The 17,520-nt window shown below is 40.8% G+C and carries 16 protein-coding genes and 1 pseudogene; all 17 read right to left on the bottom strand.

The genetic code is table 11. From position 1 onward, the window contains the following. Positions 1 to 5 precede the first annotated feature (5 nt). A complete protein-coding gene (locus tag HMPREF1212_RS08320; RefSeq protein ID WP_044192854.1) occupies positions 6 to 818 on the bottom strand; it encodes a polysaccharide biosynthesis/export family protein in 813 nt (270 codons plus the stop codon). 15 nt (positions 819 to 833) lie between these two features. After that, entirely contained in the window at positions 834 to 1,112 is a 279-nt protein-coding gene (locus HMPREF1212_RS08315) for an HU family DNA-binding protein (RefSeq protein WP_028728828.1), read from the bottom strand. A 31-nt stretch (positions 1,113 to 1,143) separates the two neighbouring features. Next, positions 1,144 to 1,464, bottom strand: a complete 321-nt coding sequence (locus HMPREF1212_RS27280; RefSeq protein WP_232430063.1) for an acyltransferase — start codon at positions 1,462 to 1,464, stop codon at positions 1,144 to 1,146. A 405-nt stretch (positions 1,465 to 1,869) separates the two neighbouring features. Further along, a complete protein-coding gene (locus tag HMPREF1212_RS08305) occupies positions 1,870 to 2,973 on the bottom strand; it encodes a glycosyltransferase (protein ID WP_255353052.1) in 1,104 nt (367 codons plus the stop codon). Positions 2,974 to 3,001: 28 nt separating this feature from the next. After that, positions 3,002 to 3,178 (bottom strand): annotated as a pseudogene (locus HMPREF1212_RS27545) (DapH/DapD/GlmU-related protein); the annotation flags it as partial. A 490-nt stretch (positions 3,179 to 3,668) separates the two neighbouring features. Then, positions 3,669 to 4,349 (bottom strand): class I SAM-dependent methyltransferase, encoded by a 681-nt coding sequence (locus HMPREF1212_RS08295; RefSeq protein ID WP_082099851.1) that lies wholly within the window; start codon positions 4,347 to 4,349, stop codon positions 3,669 to 3,671. A gap of 36 nt (positions 4,350 to 4,385) precedes the next feature. Beyond that, positions 4,386 to 5,291, bottom strand: coding sequence for an alpha-1,2-fucosyltransferase (locus HMPREF1212_RS08290; RefSeq protein ID WP_028728895.1), 906 nt, complete (start codon positions 5,289 to 5,291; stop codon positions 4,386 to 4,388). Positions 5,292 to 5,371: 80 nt separating this feature from the next. Continuing rightward, positions 5,372 to 7,099 (bottom strand): ABC transporter ATP-binding protein, encoded by a 1,728-nt coding sequence (locus tag HMPREF1212_RS08285; RefSeq protein WP_046149038.1) that lies wholly within the window; start codon positions 7,097 to 7,099, stop codon positions 5,372 to 5,374. Positions 7,100 to 7,101: 2 nt separating this feature from the next. Next, positions 7,102 to 8,277, bottom strand: a complete 1,176-nt coding sequence (locus HMPREF1212_RS08280; protein ID WP_046149037.1) for an O-antigen ligase family protein — start codon at positions 8,275 to 8,277, stop codon at positions 7,102 to 7,104. A gap of 5 nt (positions 8,278 to 8,282) precedes the next feature. Further along, a complete protein-coding gene (locus HMPREF1212_RS08275) occupies positions 8,283 to 9,320 on the bottom strand; it encodes a glycosyltransferase family 4 protein (protein WP_046149036.1) in 1,038 nt (345 codons plus the stop codon). Positions 9,321 to 9,325: 5 nt separating this feature from the next. Continuing rightward, entirely contained in the window at positions 9,326 to 10,411 is a 1,086-nt protein-coding gene (locus HMPREF1212_RS08270) for an MraY family glycosyltransferase (RefSeq protein ID WP_232430061.1), read from the bottom strand. A 763-nt stretch (positions 10,412 to 11,174) separates the two neighbouring features. Continuing rightward, the gene (locus HMPREF1212_RS08265; protein ID WP_028728899.1) at positions 11,175 to 12,119 is read right to left on the bottom strand and encodes a tyrosine-type recombinase/integrase; all 945 of its coding nucleotides are present in this window, start codon (positions 12,117 to 12,119) and stop codon (positions 11,175 to 11,177) included. Between the two features lie 241 nt (positions 12,120 to 12,360). Then, a complete protein-coding gene (locus HMPREF1212_RS08260; protein WP_028728900.1) occupies positions 12,361 to 12,843 on the bottom strand; it encodes a porin family protein in 483 nt (160 codons plus the stop codon). Positions 12,844 to 12,882: 39 nt separating this feature from the next. After that, positions 12,883 to 14,523 (bottom strand): dipeptidase, encoded by a 1,641-nt coding sequence (locus tag HMPREF1212_RS08255; protein WP_028728901.1) that lies wholly within the window; start codon positions 14,521 to 14,523, stop codon positions 12,883 to 12,885. A 10-nt stretch (positions 14,524 to 14,533) separates the two neighbouring features. After that, a complete protein-coding gene (gene nhaD, locus HMPREF1212_RS08250) occupies positions 14,534 to 15,943 on the bottom strand; it encodes a sodium:proton antiporter NhaD (RefSeq protein ID WP_046149035.1) in 1,410 nt (469 codons plus the stop codon). 101 nt (positions 15,944 to 16,044) lie between these two features. Further along, positions 16,045 to 16,881 (bottom strand): deoxyribonuclease IV, encoded by an 837-nt coding sequence (nfo, locus tag HMPREF1212_RS08245; protein ID WP_046149034.1) that lies wholly within the window; start codon positions 16,879 to 16,881, stop codon positions 16,045 to 16,047. Positions 16,882 to 16,918: 37 nt separating this feature from the next. Then, positions 16,919 to 17,395, bottom strand: coding sequence for a PaaI family thioesterase (locus tag HMPREF1212_RS08240; RefSeq protein ID WP_028728904.1), 477 nt, complete (start codon positions 17,393 to 17,395; stop codon positions 16,919 to 16,921). Positions 17,396 to 17,520: the final 125 nt, after the last annotated feature.

Here is a 17,520-nt window from a genome sequence, read left to right as displayed (position 1 = left end):
TTTTTTTATTTAAAGATCAGTACGCTCATCGAAAACAGGAAAGAGAGAATAGACATCCAAGTTCCGACATTTGTAAATTGATTTTGTTTACTGGCTTCCGCCTTGACACGGTTTGGCTCTACATAAATCATGTCATTTTGTTTCAGATAATAATTAGGTGACTGGAAGACATCGATCGATCGTAGATCATGGTACAGGATAATACGTTCTCCGTCTATTTCACGTATTACGGCCACCCGGTCGCGTTTTCCATAGATTGTCAGGTCACCCGCCATGCTCAGTGCTTCGAGCAGCGTGATCCGTTCGGATGAGATATTATAAGTACCGGGACGAGCTACTTCTCCTAAAACAGATATACGGAAATTCAGAAAACGGACTGTTACAATAGGATCTTCTATATAACCTTCCTTTTTCAATCTCCCTTCAATGAGATCGACCACTTCCCGGCGGGTCAAGCCGGCAACCTTTATCTTCCCCAGCAACGGATAATTAATCGTTCCATCCACTTCCACCAGGTATCCGCGGTTGTATCCGACATTTCCATTATAGTTTCCATCATAACCTCCACCATAATTTCCGCTACTATAATTACCTCCTCCATATTGCTGAACAAAAGGCCGGAGTAATTCAGGTTCAATACAACTTACCACAATATCCAGTAAATCATCCTTCTGTATCTTTAGGTCGAATGTATCCGCAATGGCAGTTTTTTTCAGTAAACCATCTCCCTGCAAATAGGTGATATCTTTCACCGAGCCACAGGCGGACAGTAGGTAAGCAATAAAAAACACTCCTAAAAGGATATTATATCTTTTCATACTTATATTCGATAATTATTGCGGATTCAATTTCTTTATCAATCCTTTACCCGGTTTGAACTTCACACTTATCCGCTTGCTGATCATACAATCTTCTCCTGTACGCGGATTACGTCCCGGACGTGCCACTTGCTTCCAGGGCATATATTGCCCGAAGTTTTGTAACATCACAGATTCATTCTGCGAAATTGTTTCACTTACCACTTCGTTCATCGTGTTCAGAAACTGCAATGTTTCAGAAACAGTAGTAGACATACGGGATGCGATCTCCTTTGCTAATTCAGTTTTATTCATACAATATTTGAGTTTAGTTTATATTTTTCTTTCAAAATTTCCATGAAACATTCTGTTTGAGTACTTTCGCAGGAACTCCTCCGGCCAGGCAGCCAGCAGGAATATCTTTGGTGACCACAGCCCCTGCTGCTATAATGGCACCTTTTCCAATCCTGACACCTTTAAGTATGGTGCTATTGATCCCAATCCATACATGATCCTCTATTATGACCGGACTGCTTACCTCCTGTTCGTGGCCTTCATAAAATATCTGGTGATTATCCGTATCCCGAATACTTACATTATCCCCTATAAGTACCTCCTCACCTATCTCGATATGGGTCGTACAATAAATACGAGCATTGTTATTCATAATAGCTTCTTTTATTTCCAGCCGTCCATTCGCTGCTACGACAATACTAATTCCGGAATTGCAGTATAAATAGTCATGTACAATACACCGGGAATGCCTGTATAATACGAATTGAGTCAAACGGACTGTATCCTTCCCCCATGGAAAAATATTCAGTTTTCCCGTTTCCCCCAACGAAAGTGTATTGGGAGAAACTTTAAAACTGACTTTACGATGCACATATACTCTGCCTTTCCATTTATAATATCTATACAAATCCAGATTTACAATACGTCTAAGACGATCAAAACCAATATCAATCAAATCTGCTACAGGCATGCTTCTTATCTTCTTCATTTTGTCACGCAAAGAAGATTTATCAGATTGCTTTAAGAAATAAAATCCCACTTTCTACTATTCTATTTTTTATTCAAATACAAAATCCGGTTTCTCTGAGTTACCTGTCAACCAACCATACAGTTGTCCCATCTGCTCTGACACTACGTTTACTGCATATTTTTCAAGGACTAACCTGCGTCCCCGCTCACCCATTTCATATAAAAGTCTTCTATCTAATGACAAAACTTCCCGAAGTACATCCGTTAATGTTTCCAGATCATTATTCACCCACCAGCCACACTGATAGGTATTTAAATCCTCCCACGGTGTTGCTGTCGATCCGATAACGGGTACATTTTGAAGTAATGCTTCCGGAATGATCATTCCGAAGTTCTCAAAATCACTGGGTACAACCAGACAGGTTAACGAAGCCAGTAAACGTTGTTTTTCCATCCCGCTTACCCAACCAGTAAAGCGGACTTTATCCAATCCCGCCTCCTGCACTATCCTCCGTATCCCCGAAACATATCTCGGATCTCCATCACCCATTATCACCAACTCTCCGGGTTCATGCAGTTTTTTCCATATTTCGATCAGACGGTCTACCCGTTTATAAGGTTGAATACGTCCCAAATAGCCGACTCTTTTTATCTTATCTTTAAAAAAAGGATCGACCGGTTCACTGCAATCTATCGGATTAGGTACTATTGCCACCGGATTAGTAAATCCCAGTGAACGATAATGTTTCATTTCCTCTTCACAAGTAACATGAACACAGGATGCCTTCTGTAGCTGCTTGCGTTGGAAAAGAGAAAAAGCCGTTTTTTTTATTAAAGAAGAATAAGACAATGCTTCCGGATGTAATGCTCCATGTAATGTTACCACATAAGGAAAGTGATTTTCAATAGCAAACCGGGCAGTAATATAACCTTGATACTGCCATATCCCCTGAATATGATAAATATCTGCCCCAGAAGTCTTTTTCAACACTTTACTCCAAGCTGGCGAATAACCAAAACGACTGTTATAATAGGCTGGAAGTTCCAAATAATGAATAAACGGTTCTTCCGAAACTGGCATTTCTCCCGGTTGTATCCGGTTCGTTAATATCTTAACTTCCCATCCCAGGGTTTTCATACCCTGTACTGTTAGCAACGTTGTACAGGCCGGTCCTCCACAAGACTTACTCATGGAGTTTATTACATATACAATATTCATATCACCACCTCCAATAAACATTCTCTTTCAAAACCCTGGCAGGTACACCACCTACCAGACATTTCGACGGTACGTCCTTGGTAACGACAGCTCCCGCTGCAACAATAGCACCATCACCAATATGTACTCCTCTTTGTATTATTGCATAAGAACCGATCCAGACTGAATTGCCGATCACTACCGGTAGACATCTTTCCCTATCGCCCGACGCATCTCCATGATCATGACCGTCCGAATCACGGATGGTCACATTACGGCCGATTCCTACATCATTTCCGATCGTAATACTCGATTCACATTCTATATAAGTATCATTATTTATAACACAATCATCTATTATTAAATTAGCACCGGGATGAACCCAAAGTGTTATATTGTCAATCAATAAAAGTTTCTTTTTTATAATAAGATTACCTCCCTCTACCATAATTACACATGGCTTTTTTAAAACGGGAGTACTATATAATCGTCCCTCAATAGATAGATTTCCATTATTATTGATTCTTAAGTCCGATTTTTTTAATAGTTGTATTTTTCCTCGGGATTTTAAATAAGTCCATACCTTGTAGGTCAAAATAAAATTCCAATAATAACCACCTCTTCTCCTGAGAAAAGTTATTTTTGATAATAATTTCTGTGTCATTTTTTCATATTCCCTATTTAAGTATTTAATAAGAAGCTTCGACTACCATTGATTCAAGCCTAGTAAGTCCCGGAAAGTTCACTTCATCATGTTTTTCTATGCCCCGAAGAGTTACATGTTCGCTCTCTCCTACTTCACATCTTTTTATTTTCTTATAGCCGCATTTCCGTAACAGTATTTCCAACGTTTTATAGTCATAAATCATCTGATGTCCCCAGTCCCGATAAAAGTTATTGATGACAAATACTTCCGGATATTTCCCTGGAAATAACTCTTCCACTTCCGGTAAAAATTTCTTTGTACACCATTTCAAATATTCCCGGTACTTCTCCGGATGAAAATACATATCCAATAAAAAGCCCATATCGGGTAAGGTTATTCTTAGGACACCGTTTTCCTTCAACACCCTTCTACATTCCAACAGCATACCTGTAGCATCTTTCAATGAAAGATGCTCGAACATATGTTCGGAAAAAATATAGTCGAAACTCTTATCTGCAAAAGGGTAAGGCTTTGTTGCATCCAAATAGATCTTTTCACCTCTTACCGGTACCAGAATATCCGTATTTAACCAACCTGGTATCTGATTTGCGCCACATCCTAAATGCAAACAATGAAGAACATTTTCACGTGCCATGTAAATCGGAACTTGTTTTCTGACATTACGGGTGATCAAGATTCTTCTCAGTAAATCATATTTCTTCATATCTATTATCAAATTAAAAGTTACTTGGCATTTGCATTATAATGAGAAAGATTTCCTTATACCTGTCGCTATCTTATGCAATAATATCTTTGCATTTATTATAGCCAATGAGTAATAACTCCTGCAATACAACTCAATCGTTCCTGCTATCGGTTCTTTCTTCCATATTGCAGGACATAAATCTCTGGTGTCTCTTTTCACACCGGAAGGTGCAAACCACGGAGTAGGACAAACGATCTTTTTCTCCGGATTCGGATTAAGCCACGCACCCCACCAGCCAAAGGAAGAATTACTAATTATATTGTGTGTACATAAAGATTGAAGATATAAATCTACAATCGGAGGTTCATCGTCTACAAAAAAGAAGTTTTCCCCTCTGAAATGCTTTTTACACCATGTAATATCATCACTGATAATAAGGAAAACAGAACCGGAATCAAAAGTTGCCATTGCTTTTTTATAATAGCTCATCTGACAGACCGGATGTTTGAATTGTAATTTCAAATAATCACCACGGCGCACTAGTATGGATACCGGAGTCCTCTCAAGTATATGACTATATTTCTTTCTTATATAGGACAGTGTTTCCGTATCTATACGGAACAAATTCCGGACAACATCTTCTTCAAAATATCTTTCCGATTGAAAATACCCGTGCAATACAATATCACTTTCTTCAGGAAGAGGTCGATAGGGAAAAGTCTGCTCTTGATATACTTTCTGATTTTCTGGATACTCATTCGAAAAATCAATATTACGTAATATTGATTTTCGAAATTGTTCCACATATTCCGAGATGGAACAATTATCAGGTTCCCCAAAGATATCCGGAGAACACGTCAATGCTTTAAACGGAACATTCCTTCTTTTAGCCAAGGAGGCACCTGCTGCAATTTCAAACAGGATATTACCCAGCCTTCCTTTTAAATAGGAATAAATCATAATTTTATATTTCTAAACCACCAGATCTTTCCTGTTTTGACTCTAAAAACAAACAATCAACAGATGGCGGATATACCGTATTATTTATCATTCAAATCATTAATATCTATTATCTTACTACACACTGCCAGTGATTCCGGACGATGTGAAATAACCAGCAATGTCATTCCCGGACATTCCTCCAACAAGCGAACAATAGCCTCGTTGATAGATTGTTCGGTAGCTTCATCCAAAGAAGAAGTAGCTTCGTCGAACATCAGGATCTCCGCCTGTTTATATAAAGCACGAGCAATACCCAGACGTTGTCTCTGTCCTCCGGAAAGCAGACAACCAGCCTCACCAACCGGAGTATCTACTCCCTGGGGCAATGTTCTGATGAAACTATCCAGACAAGCCTGACGGATTATCCGATCAATCCGTGTTCTGTCGACCTTCTCTTTCTCCGAGCTCATTATGATATTATCCAGTAAAGTTCCTTCTACCATAAATAACTGTTGTGAGACATACCCGATCTTACTTCGCCAGGCAGACAGCCTGTCCGGCGATAACAATACATCATCAATATAAATCCCTCCCGAATCGGGTTGAATAAACCCCAGTAACAAATGAAATAAGGTCGACTTCCCTGATCCCGACTCACCACGGAAACCGATTATATCTCCTTTATGAATGTCCAATGAAATATTATTCAGCACCTGGATTTTTTTGTCGTATGAAAAAACAAGGGAACGAATTGAAATAGCTTGTTCAAAGTCTATCGGTTTCTGCTCCAATTCTTCCGATTCTGTTTGTTCAGCATCCAGATCCAGCAACAATTCGCCGGAATACGAATTCGATTTCATCTGAAAAATAAAACTGGTACTACGCACAAGACCAGGAAGAACACGGTAAACGGCAATAGCAAACAAGCCTATTATCAATCCTAAAGAGGGTAACTTAAACAACTGTGTTGCCAAGATAAGTACAACCAGTGAACAGACGATCGCTATTTCCAGTGCCTTCTGTATCGATCCGCTAAGCAGCAGCGTCCGTACATTGATATGATTCTGCCTTTCCATCAACTCGTCAAAACCGTTCACACTTTCAGGAAAAGAATTACTCATCTCCATATCGGTATACCCGACAAAAGTTTGTTGCAATATTTTATTCTTCAAAGGGATCAACTGAAACAACATAGTTCCGTAGCGCATCATGCGGGCACGGGAAAAACGGTAATATATTAATGTGATCGGAACAAAAGTCACCAGTACTAACAAGAATACATATATATTGAACAGCATCAGACCTATCAGAATGGAAATCATCACTGCACACTCACAAATCAACTGGGTATAAGGTACCAGATATCCCTGGATCAAATTCTGGGAAACCCCATTGACCCGGTTAATCAACTGGTGACTGTTATTCTGTTTGATATAAAGAAAACCCTTTGAATAATAATAACGATATAAGCGTAAGGACAAATAACTGGAAATGGTGAATAACCGCTTATTCTGTTTATATTGAAGCCAGGCACAAATCACAATACGACCGATTGAAAACAACAAAATAACCACACAAATAAAGATCATAAAAGAAAAAAAATCCTCGAAGCCACACCAATTAAACAACCCGGACATATACCGGTTCTCTGTTACTGCATCTTCATTCAGAACCAGAAGTAATACGGGTACCAACACCCCTATTCCTATCAGATCGAAAACAGACATTATAAAAATAGTCAAACCTGTCATCCAGATACGCAAACGGTACTGGCGAGGCAATAATAAATACAACCGGGATATGATCGACGGTATTATTGGAATCATACTTATAAAAACTTGTTATTACTATTTTGTAGAATTTGTTCGCCCTCCGATAAGGAAAGCCATAAAAGAAAACAGAGATAGGATCCGGAAGCTATGACAAATCCTTCAACCAGCATATGAACGCTAAACAGCGTCATGATAGAACCGACCAGCCCTCCGTTCAGACCAGTCCCGGAATCCTTATAAAGCATACATATTAAATAGATTATTGGTAATAAAAATGACAAAAAACCGTATAACCCAAGCGACGATAGCAGAAAAAGCCAGCTGCTACCTGGTTCTACAGTTCCACTTTGCAGGTTTATGGAATGTTCGCTCTGTATATAATTAAGATTATAACTGGCAAACCCTACACCAAAAATCGGAAAAGCTTTAAATTCTTTTATCCGATCCTCCCATAGCCCGTCACGACTAGACGTTAGACTACCGGTATTTTCACTCGAATCCATTTTTTCCCTTATTCTTTCGGTATAAGACCACCAGAGTGAGGAAGTCGATAATACCAGTAAAGAGAAAAATAATACTATTTTGGCTAACTGTCCTACGCGGTATTTATACAGACGCACATAAAAGAAAGCGACACCAGCTAATGTGGCAGCCAAAGCACCACGGGAACCCGCCAGTATCAATACCAGAAAAGAGACACCGGTATATATCATTTCTTTATACCGTTCTGGCTTTGTTTCCGACAAATAAAACCGGTAAATGCCATAAAGCATACAAATCCCCGCCAAAGGAGATAACAACATCGAATGGTTAGTCAGCCCTGTAAATCCAGATTTTCCCATTACTATATCAGGTGCTATAAATTTCAACAAAAAAGAAAGCAAAACTACCCAACGAAGAATAAGTAACGAACGTATAAATAAAAGCCTGCGCAAACGAACCAGATAATCGTTTATAAAAAACGGGCCGATTATAAAAACCAGACTGAAAAAAGCAATCACTCGGAACCAGACCCTGAATAAAGCTGGAATATCATTTAACCAGACTGAAAAAAGAACAGCAGAAATAAAAAAAAGATATTTCCAGGATATTCTTATTCCTCCTCTGAAAATAAACCAGATAAAACTAATTAAAAAACTCCCGTAGTAAATAACTTCCGGAAAAGAAGGAAACAAGGGAATCACTTTAGATAAAGAAGCTATAAAAAGTATCCAAAATAATATTATATCCATACTGATTACAAGACTGTCAACAGGGTTTCAGCCACTCTTTCCGGAGTTATCAGTAAAGATAACTGCCGGCTATTCTTACCCATTAACAACCAATCTGATTCCGTACAAGCTATGAATTTTTCTATCGAATGACGAATAGAACAGATATTGGCAGGAATAAACAGATATCCGTTTTTTCCTTCCTCCACAAACGAGGCTATCGCTCCACAACGGTTGGATGCCAGTATCGGCAAACCGGCACAAGCAGCTTCATGCAAAACCAATGCCCATTGTTCAAATATAGAAGGCAAAATAAATGCCCCGGAATTTTCCATTACTTTCTGTAAATCCTTCTGTTCCATAAAATCCAGAATCTCTACATCCGAATAACCAGACAATCGTTCTTTCTCCGAACCATTTCCAACCAATGTCAATCGCCAACCTTTGCGATCCGGGATTGCATTCCAGGCCCTCAACAAATAACGAAGTCCTTTCTCCGGAGAAAAACGGCCAACGTACAACAACCTTTTAGGATAGTCCTTTTCCCGGCAATCGATATCTATCCGGCTGAATAAATCAATATCTGCTGAAAGATTATGCATCAATATCCTATCCTGCCTGAAACCCAGTTTCCGTGCATATTCTACCTGCCACTCTCCAGCAACGAACAGATGGCTGAACCAACAGCGTTGCCGGAAACGGGATGTTAAAACATTCAACCATTGTTTTCCTCCACGCCATTGTGTGTCGCTACCTGCTACAACAGGGATACGCAATTGCCGACGGATCATTCCACATATTTCGTTATACAGTGGATCGATCCACCCGGCTGTCCACACCAGATCCGGTCTCAACGCCTCTACTAACCCGTATAAATGATTCCTATCCTGAAATGTAGAACGTTTATAGTAAGTTACGCCATCCAATAAAGGGGGGACATAAGGTGTTTCCCTCTCTCTGTCCTGTGATACGATATGCACACGACAGCCCTTTTCCACCAATACTTTTATAACTGCTATGTTATAAGGCATCAATTCCGTATATAAAATCAGTATTGTAATCACCTTATTTACTCTTTGATTTCGGGAACAGAAACACCGCTGAAATCGAAATCATGCACTTTCCTGATATATCGTATCCTGATATCCAGAAGATAATTTATACAAATAGCCACCAGCATATTGAGAATAAACAATATATTCAGATTAAATATGCGGAACAATCCAATATTTACAATCAGCATAACTATAGCATAACCTATCAACAGACAAGTTGCCTGTAAATGGCTTAAGCCTGCATCCAAACATTTATGATGAATATGGTTACGATCGGCAAGAAACAACGGATGGCTCTGAAAAGCACGAACCACCATCACCCGCAAGGCATCGAAAACCGGCACGAATAAAAGGGAGAATGGAATGATCAGGCAATACCCATCCATTCCTTCTCCGGAAATATACATAACATATTTCACGGCAAAAAAAGATAACATATACCCCAGAGACAAAGAACCCGAATCTCCCATAAATAATTTACTGCCGCGAAAGGCCGATCCAAAGACATTGTAATAAAGAAATGGTAACAAGCAGCCAACGAAGGCAAATGCCAACATAGAATAAATCCATTCCCCTTTTAAAATATACAATATACCGAAAGTGATAAAAGCAACCAAAGCCATACCGCCAGCCAATCCGTCTATTCCGTCGATCAGGTTAATAGCATTCGTTACAAATACAACCAATACGATTGTAAAAGGGATTCCTATCAAGACAGGAATTTCATACACGCCAAATAACCCATATAAATTATTTATATAAAGGCCAGCCATCGGAAACAGAGCTGCGACAAAGAATTGAGCGATGAATTTCTTACGGTAACGAACTCCTATAAGATCATCCTTTACACCCACCAGATATAGAAACAGACTACCGGTCAGCAAAAACAACAATTCCTGCAGCGCATTGCCCGCTAATGTCGAATTTAAAGGGAAACTGATAAAGAAAAAGAATGCCGTAGAAAAAGAAAATGCGATCAGCACTGACGGTATAAACACCAATCCCCCCAAACGGGAGATCGCAGCCGAATGACATTTCCGGGCATTCAGATCATCGTATAAACGTTTTCGCTTAGAGATGATCATTATCCTCGGAAGCATAAATACAGAGCAGATAAAAGACATAATAAAACAAAGTAAAATGACAAATTCTGCTATCGTTGAATCCCGTTGTATAATAGAAAACATCATTGATAATAAACCTGTTACCATCTTTCCATGATTTAGTTTTTACATAACGAAGGTGGTCAGTCCCATCCCACCGGGTGACCACACAAATATTTTGACCCTTATTTACGGAATAAGGGTCATTGATTTTAAACGACTATATATCAACACTTTATTTAGACATTTCAACCAGATTGCAAATAAAAAGTCACAAATAAGCTCTTTTATGACCACCTTATTCAGCTTTCAAATAAATCATTTGAGGAAAGAAAAAAGGGGAAGGTATTATGAAGCGAAAATGAAGTGTTTATTTAGTAAAATAATATTATTGAAATCATGATCCTTTAAATAAATGTCAATAGATTTATTTTGATAATCAAATTGTCCTGCTAAGATCGGTTAACCGATTCGTAGCAGTAGGCATCACAATATACAACACATTAGTATTTAAGCAATTAAACCCTATTTTTTCGTGAAAAATCTGCTATATTATTTTAATTTTAATCTTTTTTAAAGGACAAGGAGTCCCCTGGCAAAAGTTTTATCAATTTATTTTATTTACCTTTGCAGTGTATAAAAGTATTAAGACATTTGTTTGAATTGGGATACGAGGGGTGTGGTTTTTATTCTACCTATTTATGGTAATGATTTGCAATGACCCTTATTCCGTAAATAAGCGTCAATATCTACAGCATTTTTAACTTATCCATTGCTCCACAAAGTTTATAATTTTTAGATTTGCCCGATCAATGATCGCTTGGTCTAAGCTTTCCAAATAAAATTGAGTTGTTTTTTCAGATGTATGCCCTAAGATTTGTCCGATTATTGCCACTGAAACAGAGTTTTCTTTTGCACGCATAGCCCACGAATGGCGTGCGACATATGACGTTAATTTTACAGGAACAGACAGCATATTCCCGATAACTGCCAGGCGACGGTTATAAGTACGCAATGCTACCTTATAACTCTCATAAGATGTATCCGGCGATTTAAGAATAGGAAACAATAACTCCGATTCAGGATCAGCATATTTATCCAACAAACGGCGCATCCCCGAAGTAATTGTTATACGAATCTCCCTTTTTGTCTTCACACGATAGTACACAAGTTGGTTCCCGCGAATATTGGCACGGGTAAGATGGGCCAGATCGACAAAAGCGATTCCGCAAGCCATAAAGCTGAACAGAAACAAGTCACGTGCAAATCTCAGGTTCTTTTTACTTTTCAAATCCATACGAGTAATCTCTTTAATCACCTTAGCCCCTACCGAACGCTTATAAGTCTGTATAGGACGCAAATAAACTTTCTGAAACGGATTTTCTTCCGGTGTAACCAACTTTTCCGATACTGCCGCATTATAAGCTGCACGAAAAATACTCGTATAGTTACTAACTGAATTCTGACTTAAGGACAATGATTGCAGATGTCCCACAAACTCCTGTACCAAACGACTGTTTATACGTTTCATATTGAAGTCACGTTTATTCAGAAAATGTTCCAGCTGATTACGGGTTGCCTTATACAGACTTGCTGTTCCTTTTTTTCCGGAGTTATATTTCTCCCTTTCAAGGTAATCCATATAACTCAAAACATCTCCATAAACATACTTCTTCTTTTTTTCTTTCTCTTGTTGTATTACCATAACTATCATTTTTGATGAAATATAAACAACAAATATAAGAGAAATGTTGTTGCCAATCATTAGGTTGGAGAAAAGACTGTGAACCATTTCAATATAAAAATGAGACAGCATAGAAATTGTATGTATCTCTCCCAATAGCCGGTCTGAGTCCGAACCAGTTATACCTAAAAAAGAAGAATGCCCGCAATACCAAATGGTAAAGGGGCATTCTTTATTTGTTTATAAGATAATGATTCGTCTATCAGAAATTGTATCCGACACGAACACCTAAGATCGGCTGATCGAAATCCTTAATGATATTATATTTGAATTCCAGGCCTACAGTGATCTGGTCTGTCGCATATACTTCACCACCTAAACCGATATTGGCTCCAAAGCGAGTCATATTATGACTCCAACCACCGGCACCAAATTTCCAGAAGGAAAGGTCAAGACCTGCCAACGGATAGAAACCGAACATTTCACTCAACTTAAATACATAATGGACATTCATATCGATAGCCCATGCACTCAGTCCATTGTCCTTGACAAAATACGTCAGAGAAGGAGCGAAACGAACCTCATCGGTAAAATTATAACGATAATCAACTCCCAACAGTGCATTCCCATTATCATTAAACCCATAACCGATATTGAAACCGAAAGACGATTGTCCCTGCTGGGTTTGTGCGAATGCACTCATGCTGATAATTGCCAGCATACACATAACAATTAATTTCTTCATACTCTCATTAATTTAGTTCAACATTATGCGCAAATATAATTATTTTACTTTAAGTCTGTCACCTGCGCTTTTTACGATACTACGGTAATAATCCTCGTCATAGCCAGGGAAATCAGGATATTCGGACAATCCGTAACCGTTCTGCTTAAACTGGCCATTTTCTTCTTTCTTAACATTACCGTCCATATATTTTACTAACAGGTACTCACCTAATTTCTTCCAACGAGCGGTTGCCTGATCGGCAGTCGTTGTACTGAACCAGGTAAGGAACTTTACAGCCTCTGCCGGGTTCTTGGCATACAGCTCCGATGCAGCCTTGTCGATAGCCGGAATTGCTTCCTTATAACTGTTTTCCAGTTCCTGCTGAACCGGACGGATATCCTTGATCATAAAGCTGTACTTTGAATAAGCCTGGTTGGCTACCCAGTTGTGGATCCAGAAAGCGGAAGTCCATGAGAAGTTCATGATGTCTCCGTTTCCTACCCGGTAACACTCCGGCGACTCCGTGATAGAACAATACAACGGAGTGAAGACAGCCATATCGGCATCATCCACACCGAACCAAAGAATTCCACCGACAGCATCCGGCAACCAGTTACGCATCTGCGGAACGATCACAAAACCGGTCTGCTGTGTTGCAATGGCACGTTCGTTCGTATAGGTTTCCCCATCCACCTTAAACGTCATCGGACGCCAGCGATACGGCACCTTGTATGAACCGGCTCCGGCATCATTCGTCATATCCAGATCAGTGCCTTCGTAATGGTCGCGCATGCCGTTCTGCACATCCTGAACGGACAACAAACGGTTAGGCTTCACGTACAAAGGCATCGGCTCTTTAGAAGGATCCCCTTTAATAAAGTCGGTATATTTATCCATTGTGTTATCATATTTACGGAAGAAAGACCATACACGGGCTTCACATCCTCTCAGGCCGCTGAAATCGTAAGGACAATACGCTTTCTGGAAGCTGAAGTCCTTATCTTTTCCTGTGAAATAACCTTTTTCACGGGCAAAAGAAACTACGTCCGGCGAATACAGGCAGTTCTCCTTATCGTCGAACGGAATCTGCTGTATGCGCGACTGGTTGGCATGTGCCGAGATACAATCGTCGGGAACACGGATCGCTACCCATACCGCCCCTTTATTACCTGTTCCTTTTCCGATCAGTTCCATCACCCAGGCTTCATTCTTATCAGCGATAGAGAAAGTTTCGCCACTGCTGTAATAACCGTGATCCTTCACCAGGTCTGTCATCACCTTAATCGCCTCACGGGCAGACTTGGAACGCTGAAGGGCTATGTAGATCAGGCTACCGTAATCGATGATACCAGTTGTATCCACCAGCTCGGGACGACCGCCCCACGTGCTTTCCGTGATCGCTACCTGATGTTCGTTCATATTACCTACCACCGAATACGTCTGTTCCACCTGCGGGATTTGTCCGAGCGGTTTATTTGTATCCCATTCCCTTACTTCCAGCATAGCCCCTTTCGGCCAGGTTGCCGCCGGCCAACGGTAAAGCTCCCCATACAAAGTATGCGAGTCTGCTGCATAACTGATCATGACCGATCCGTCGACCGATGCTTTCTTTCCTACCAGCAAACCTGTACAAGCCATAGCTTCCATTCCGGAAAGCAAAACAGCGCAGGCCGCCGCAATAATCCATTTTCTTTTCATATAAATAAGTTTAAGCGAATAATAGCATATATACTGCCGCACCGCAAATATAACCAATCAATGCCAGAATTGAAAATCGCTTTGTATAGTACATAAAATCTATCTTCTCCAGTCCCATCACCGTTACACCGGTTGCCGACCCGATAATCAGGATGCTACCACCCGTTACGGCACAATAGGCCAGGAAAGTCCAGAAGCCGCCGTCAGCCACAAAATACTGTGCATAAGGAGCCAGATCGGCCGCCTGCTGCACAACAGGGTACATACCCATCGTAGCCGCAACCAAAGCCACGTTGTCCACACAAGATGACAGTACACCGATAACAAAACTGATCAGATACGGATCATGTACATGCTTATCGAGATAAGCGGACATCAACCCCAGCTGCCCGGATGTTTCCAGAGCTCCAACAGCCATCAGGATACCCAGGAAGAAAAAGATAGTGGCTAAGTCTATATTAGGCAATAACCGGGAAATACGCAGTTTCTCCGACTCATGCACATGCAAACGGCTATACATGATATCGGTATAGATCCACAGGATAACCAATCCCAGCAATACGCCCAGGAAGGGAGGTAAATCCGTCACCATCTGGAAGACAGGGACTAATGCCAGTGATAGCACACCGATCACAAAGATAGTACGCCGTGCCCGGTTCGATATTTCGGGAACAAACTCGTCCGCCATTTCCTCTTCACTCATTACACGCAGCTGCGAGTCTTTCTTGAACAACCAGAAATGAGCGATAGTAAGCGGAACCAGCATATTGACCAGGGCGGAAATGAATACATGCGATATCTGATGCATCGCCGTAATATTCTTACCTACCCAAAGCAGGATCGTCGTCACATCACCGATAGGCGACCAGGAGCCGCCGGCATTGGCCGCAATAATGACCATACAGGCATACTTCAAACGGTCTGTCCGGTCGGGAACCAGTTTACGGAGTACGGCCATAATCACGATAGCCGCCGCCAGGTTGTCCAGTAAGGCAGAAAAGAAGAAAGTAGCTATACTGATATACCATAACAATTTGCGTTTATTGGCAGTCCGGATATATCCCGTAACAGCCCTGAATCCACCATGTTTATCTACAATATCGACGATCAGCATGGAACACATCACAAAGAACAATGTTTCAGCAACATTACCCAGATGGTAGACAATAGAACGGTTGGTTATAAAATTAATAAACTGATCTTTCGCCGGCAGGTTAGCCATCTCCGGGTTCTGCGCCAGAAACTCGGCAAATAAAGGATTAGCACGTTCAACAAAAATATTATAGGCGTCAAACATCAGGATCATCCACAAAGAAATTGCCATAAAAAGGGCTGTCGCTGCCTTATTGATCTTGATCTTATCTTCAAGCGCAATCACCAGGATACCCACAACAAATATAATTGGCATTAATATAAACATAGCTGTAATGTATTTGTGTCTACCTTCTTACCGAAGGGACTTATTAGTATATGGAAAAAGAGGAGACTTACAAAAGTGCCCCTTCTCCCTGTAATTCTCTTCTATAAAGTGTATAAATAACTGATCTCCTCCGCCCAGATCGACTCATCAGGGGTTTCCAGGATCAGTGGTATGTCGTCGAAACGAGGGTCTTGCATGAGCATCTTAAAGGTTGTGATGCCCATCACTCCTTTCCCTATGCTGTCGTGCCTGTCCACACGAGTCGCCAGGTCTTTTTTCGAGTCGTTGATATGCATTCCGCGCAGATAAGAGAAACCGATCACCTCGTCGAAATGACGGAAAGTATCTGTAAACCCTTGTTCTGTTTTGATGTCGTATCCCGCAGCCAGCGTATGGGCCGTATCGATGCAAACCCCTACCCTCGATTTATCTTCAACCTTGTCGATAATGGCAGCGATCTGTTCAAACGTATATCCCAGGTTCGTACCCTGTCCGGCCGTGTTCTCTATGACGGCACAAACACCGGCCGTCTGGTCGAGTGTCCAGTTGATCGACTCGGCAATACGCGCCAGACAATCGTCGACAGACAGTTCGTTCAGATGGCTTCCCGGATGGAAGTTCAGGCGATCCAGTTCCAACTGTTCGCAACGTTGCATCTCATCCAGAAAAGCATCACGCGACTTTTGCAACCCTTCCGGGTCGGGATGTCCCAGATTGATCAGGTAACTGTCGTGCGGAAGGATATGCTTCGCTTCATAACCGAACTCCTCACAACGTTCCTTAAACAAGGATATACTTTTCTTTGTCAACGGGGAAGATTTCCATTGACGCTGGTTTCGGGTAAAAAGGGCGAAAGCTTTCGCCCCAATAGCATGCGCGTTCAGCGGTGCATTTTCTATCCCACCCGACGCACTTACATGAGCTCCTAAAAATTTCATTTGTTAATCGTTTACTTTATTCTTTTTGTCTACTGATCTATTTTTCATCTTCGGTCTTGCAGCCTGCAAAATGAAACTTCTCCGTTGCCTGTTCTTTAGTGACAACAAAATATACGATATCCGCACGCGAACAAAGTTCGTTCTGCGAATTGTATATCTCCGTTTCAATAAATATAGCATTCCGTTTCTGCTCTTTGATGCGCCCCCGCACCATCAAGCGTGGTTCGCGGGTCGAGATGCTTTTCAGGAAGCGTGCATCCAGGCGGGATGTTACCCCCGACGTTTGCAATTTCCTCAATACTACCCAACCGGCCAGTTCATCCATCATAGTCGTCTGGATTCCCCCGTGCAATGTATCCAACCATCCCTGATAATGACTTTCAGGCTCCCAGAAAGCAACAATGTCATCATCTTCTTCGTAAAACTCCATGTGAAGACCTTGCGGGTTTTCAGGCGCACACCCGAAACACATATAGCCTTCCAGTCCCTCCCAGGGATTAATAATCTTTTTCATACAACAACAGCTTTAAACGGATTGTTTCTTAAATAAAGAAAATTTTATAGCATAAGTCCGATACAAATATAACAAACTTACAGCGAGTTTTCCGGCTGGAAGCAAAAAACAGAGATAAAGACTAA

The sequence above is a fragment of the Parabacteroides sp. HGS0025 genome (genome assembly GCF_000969845.1).
In the GTDB taxonomy this organism is placed as follows: domain Bacteria; phylum Bacteroidota; class Bacteroidia; order Bacteroidales; family Tannerellaceae; genus Parabacteroides; species Parabacteroides gordonii.
The sequence above is the reverse complement of the archived record's forward strand: the minus strand, read 5'-3'. Positions and strand labels throughout refer to the sequence as shown.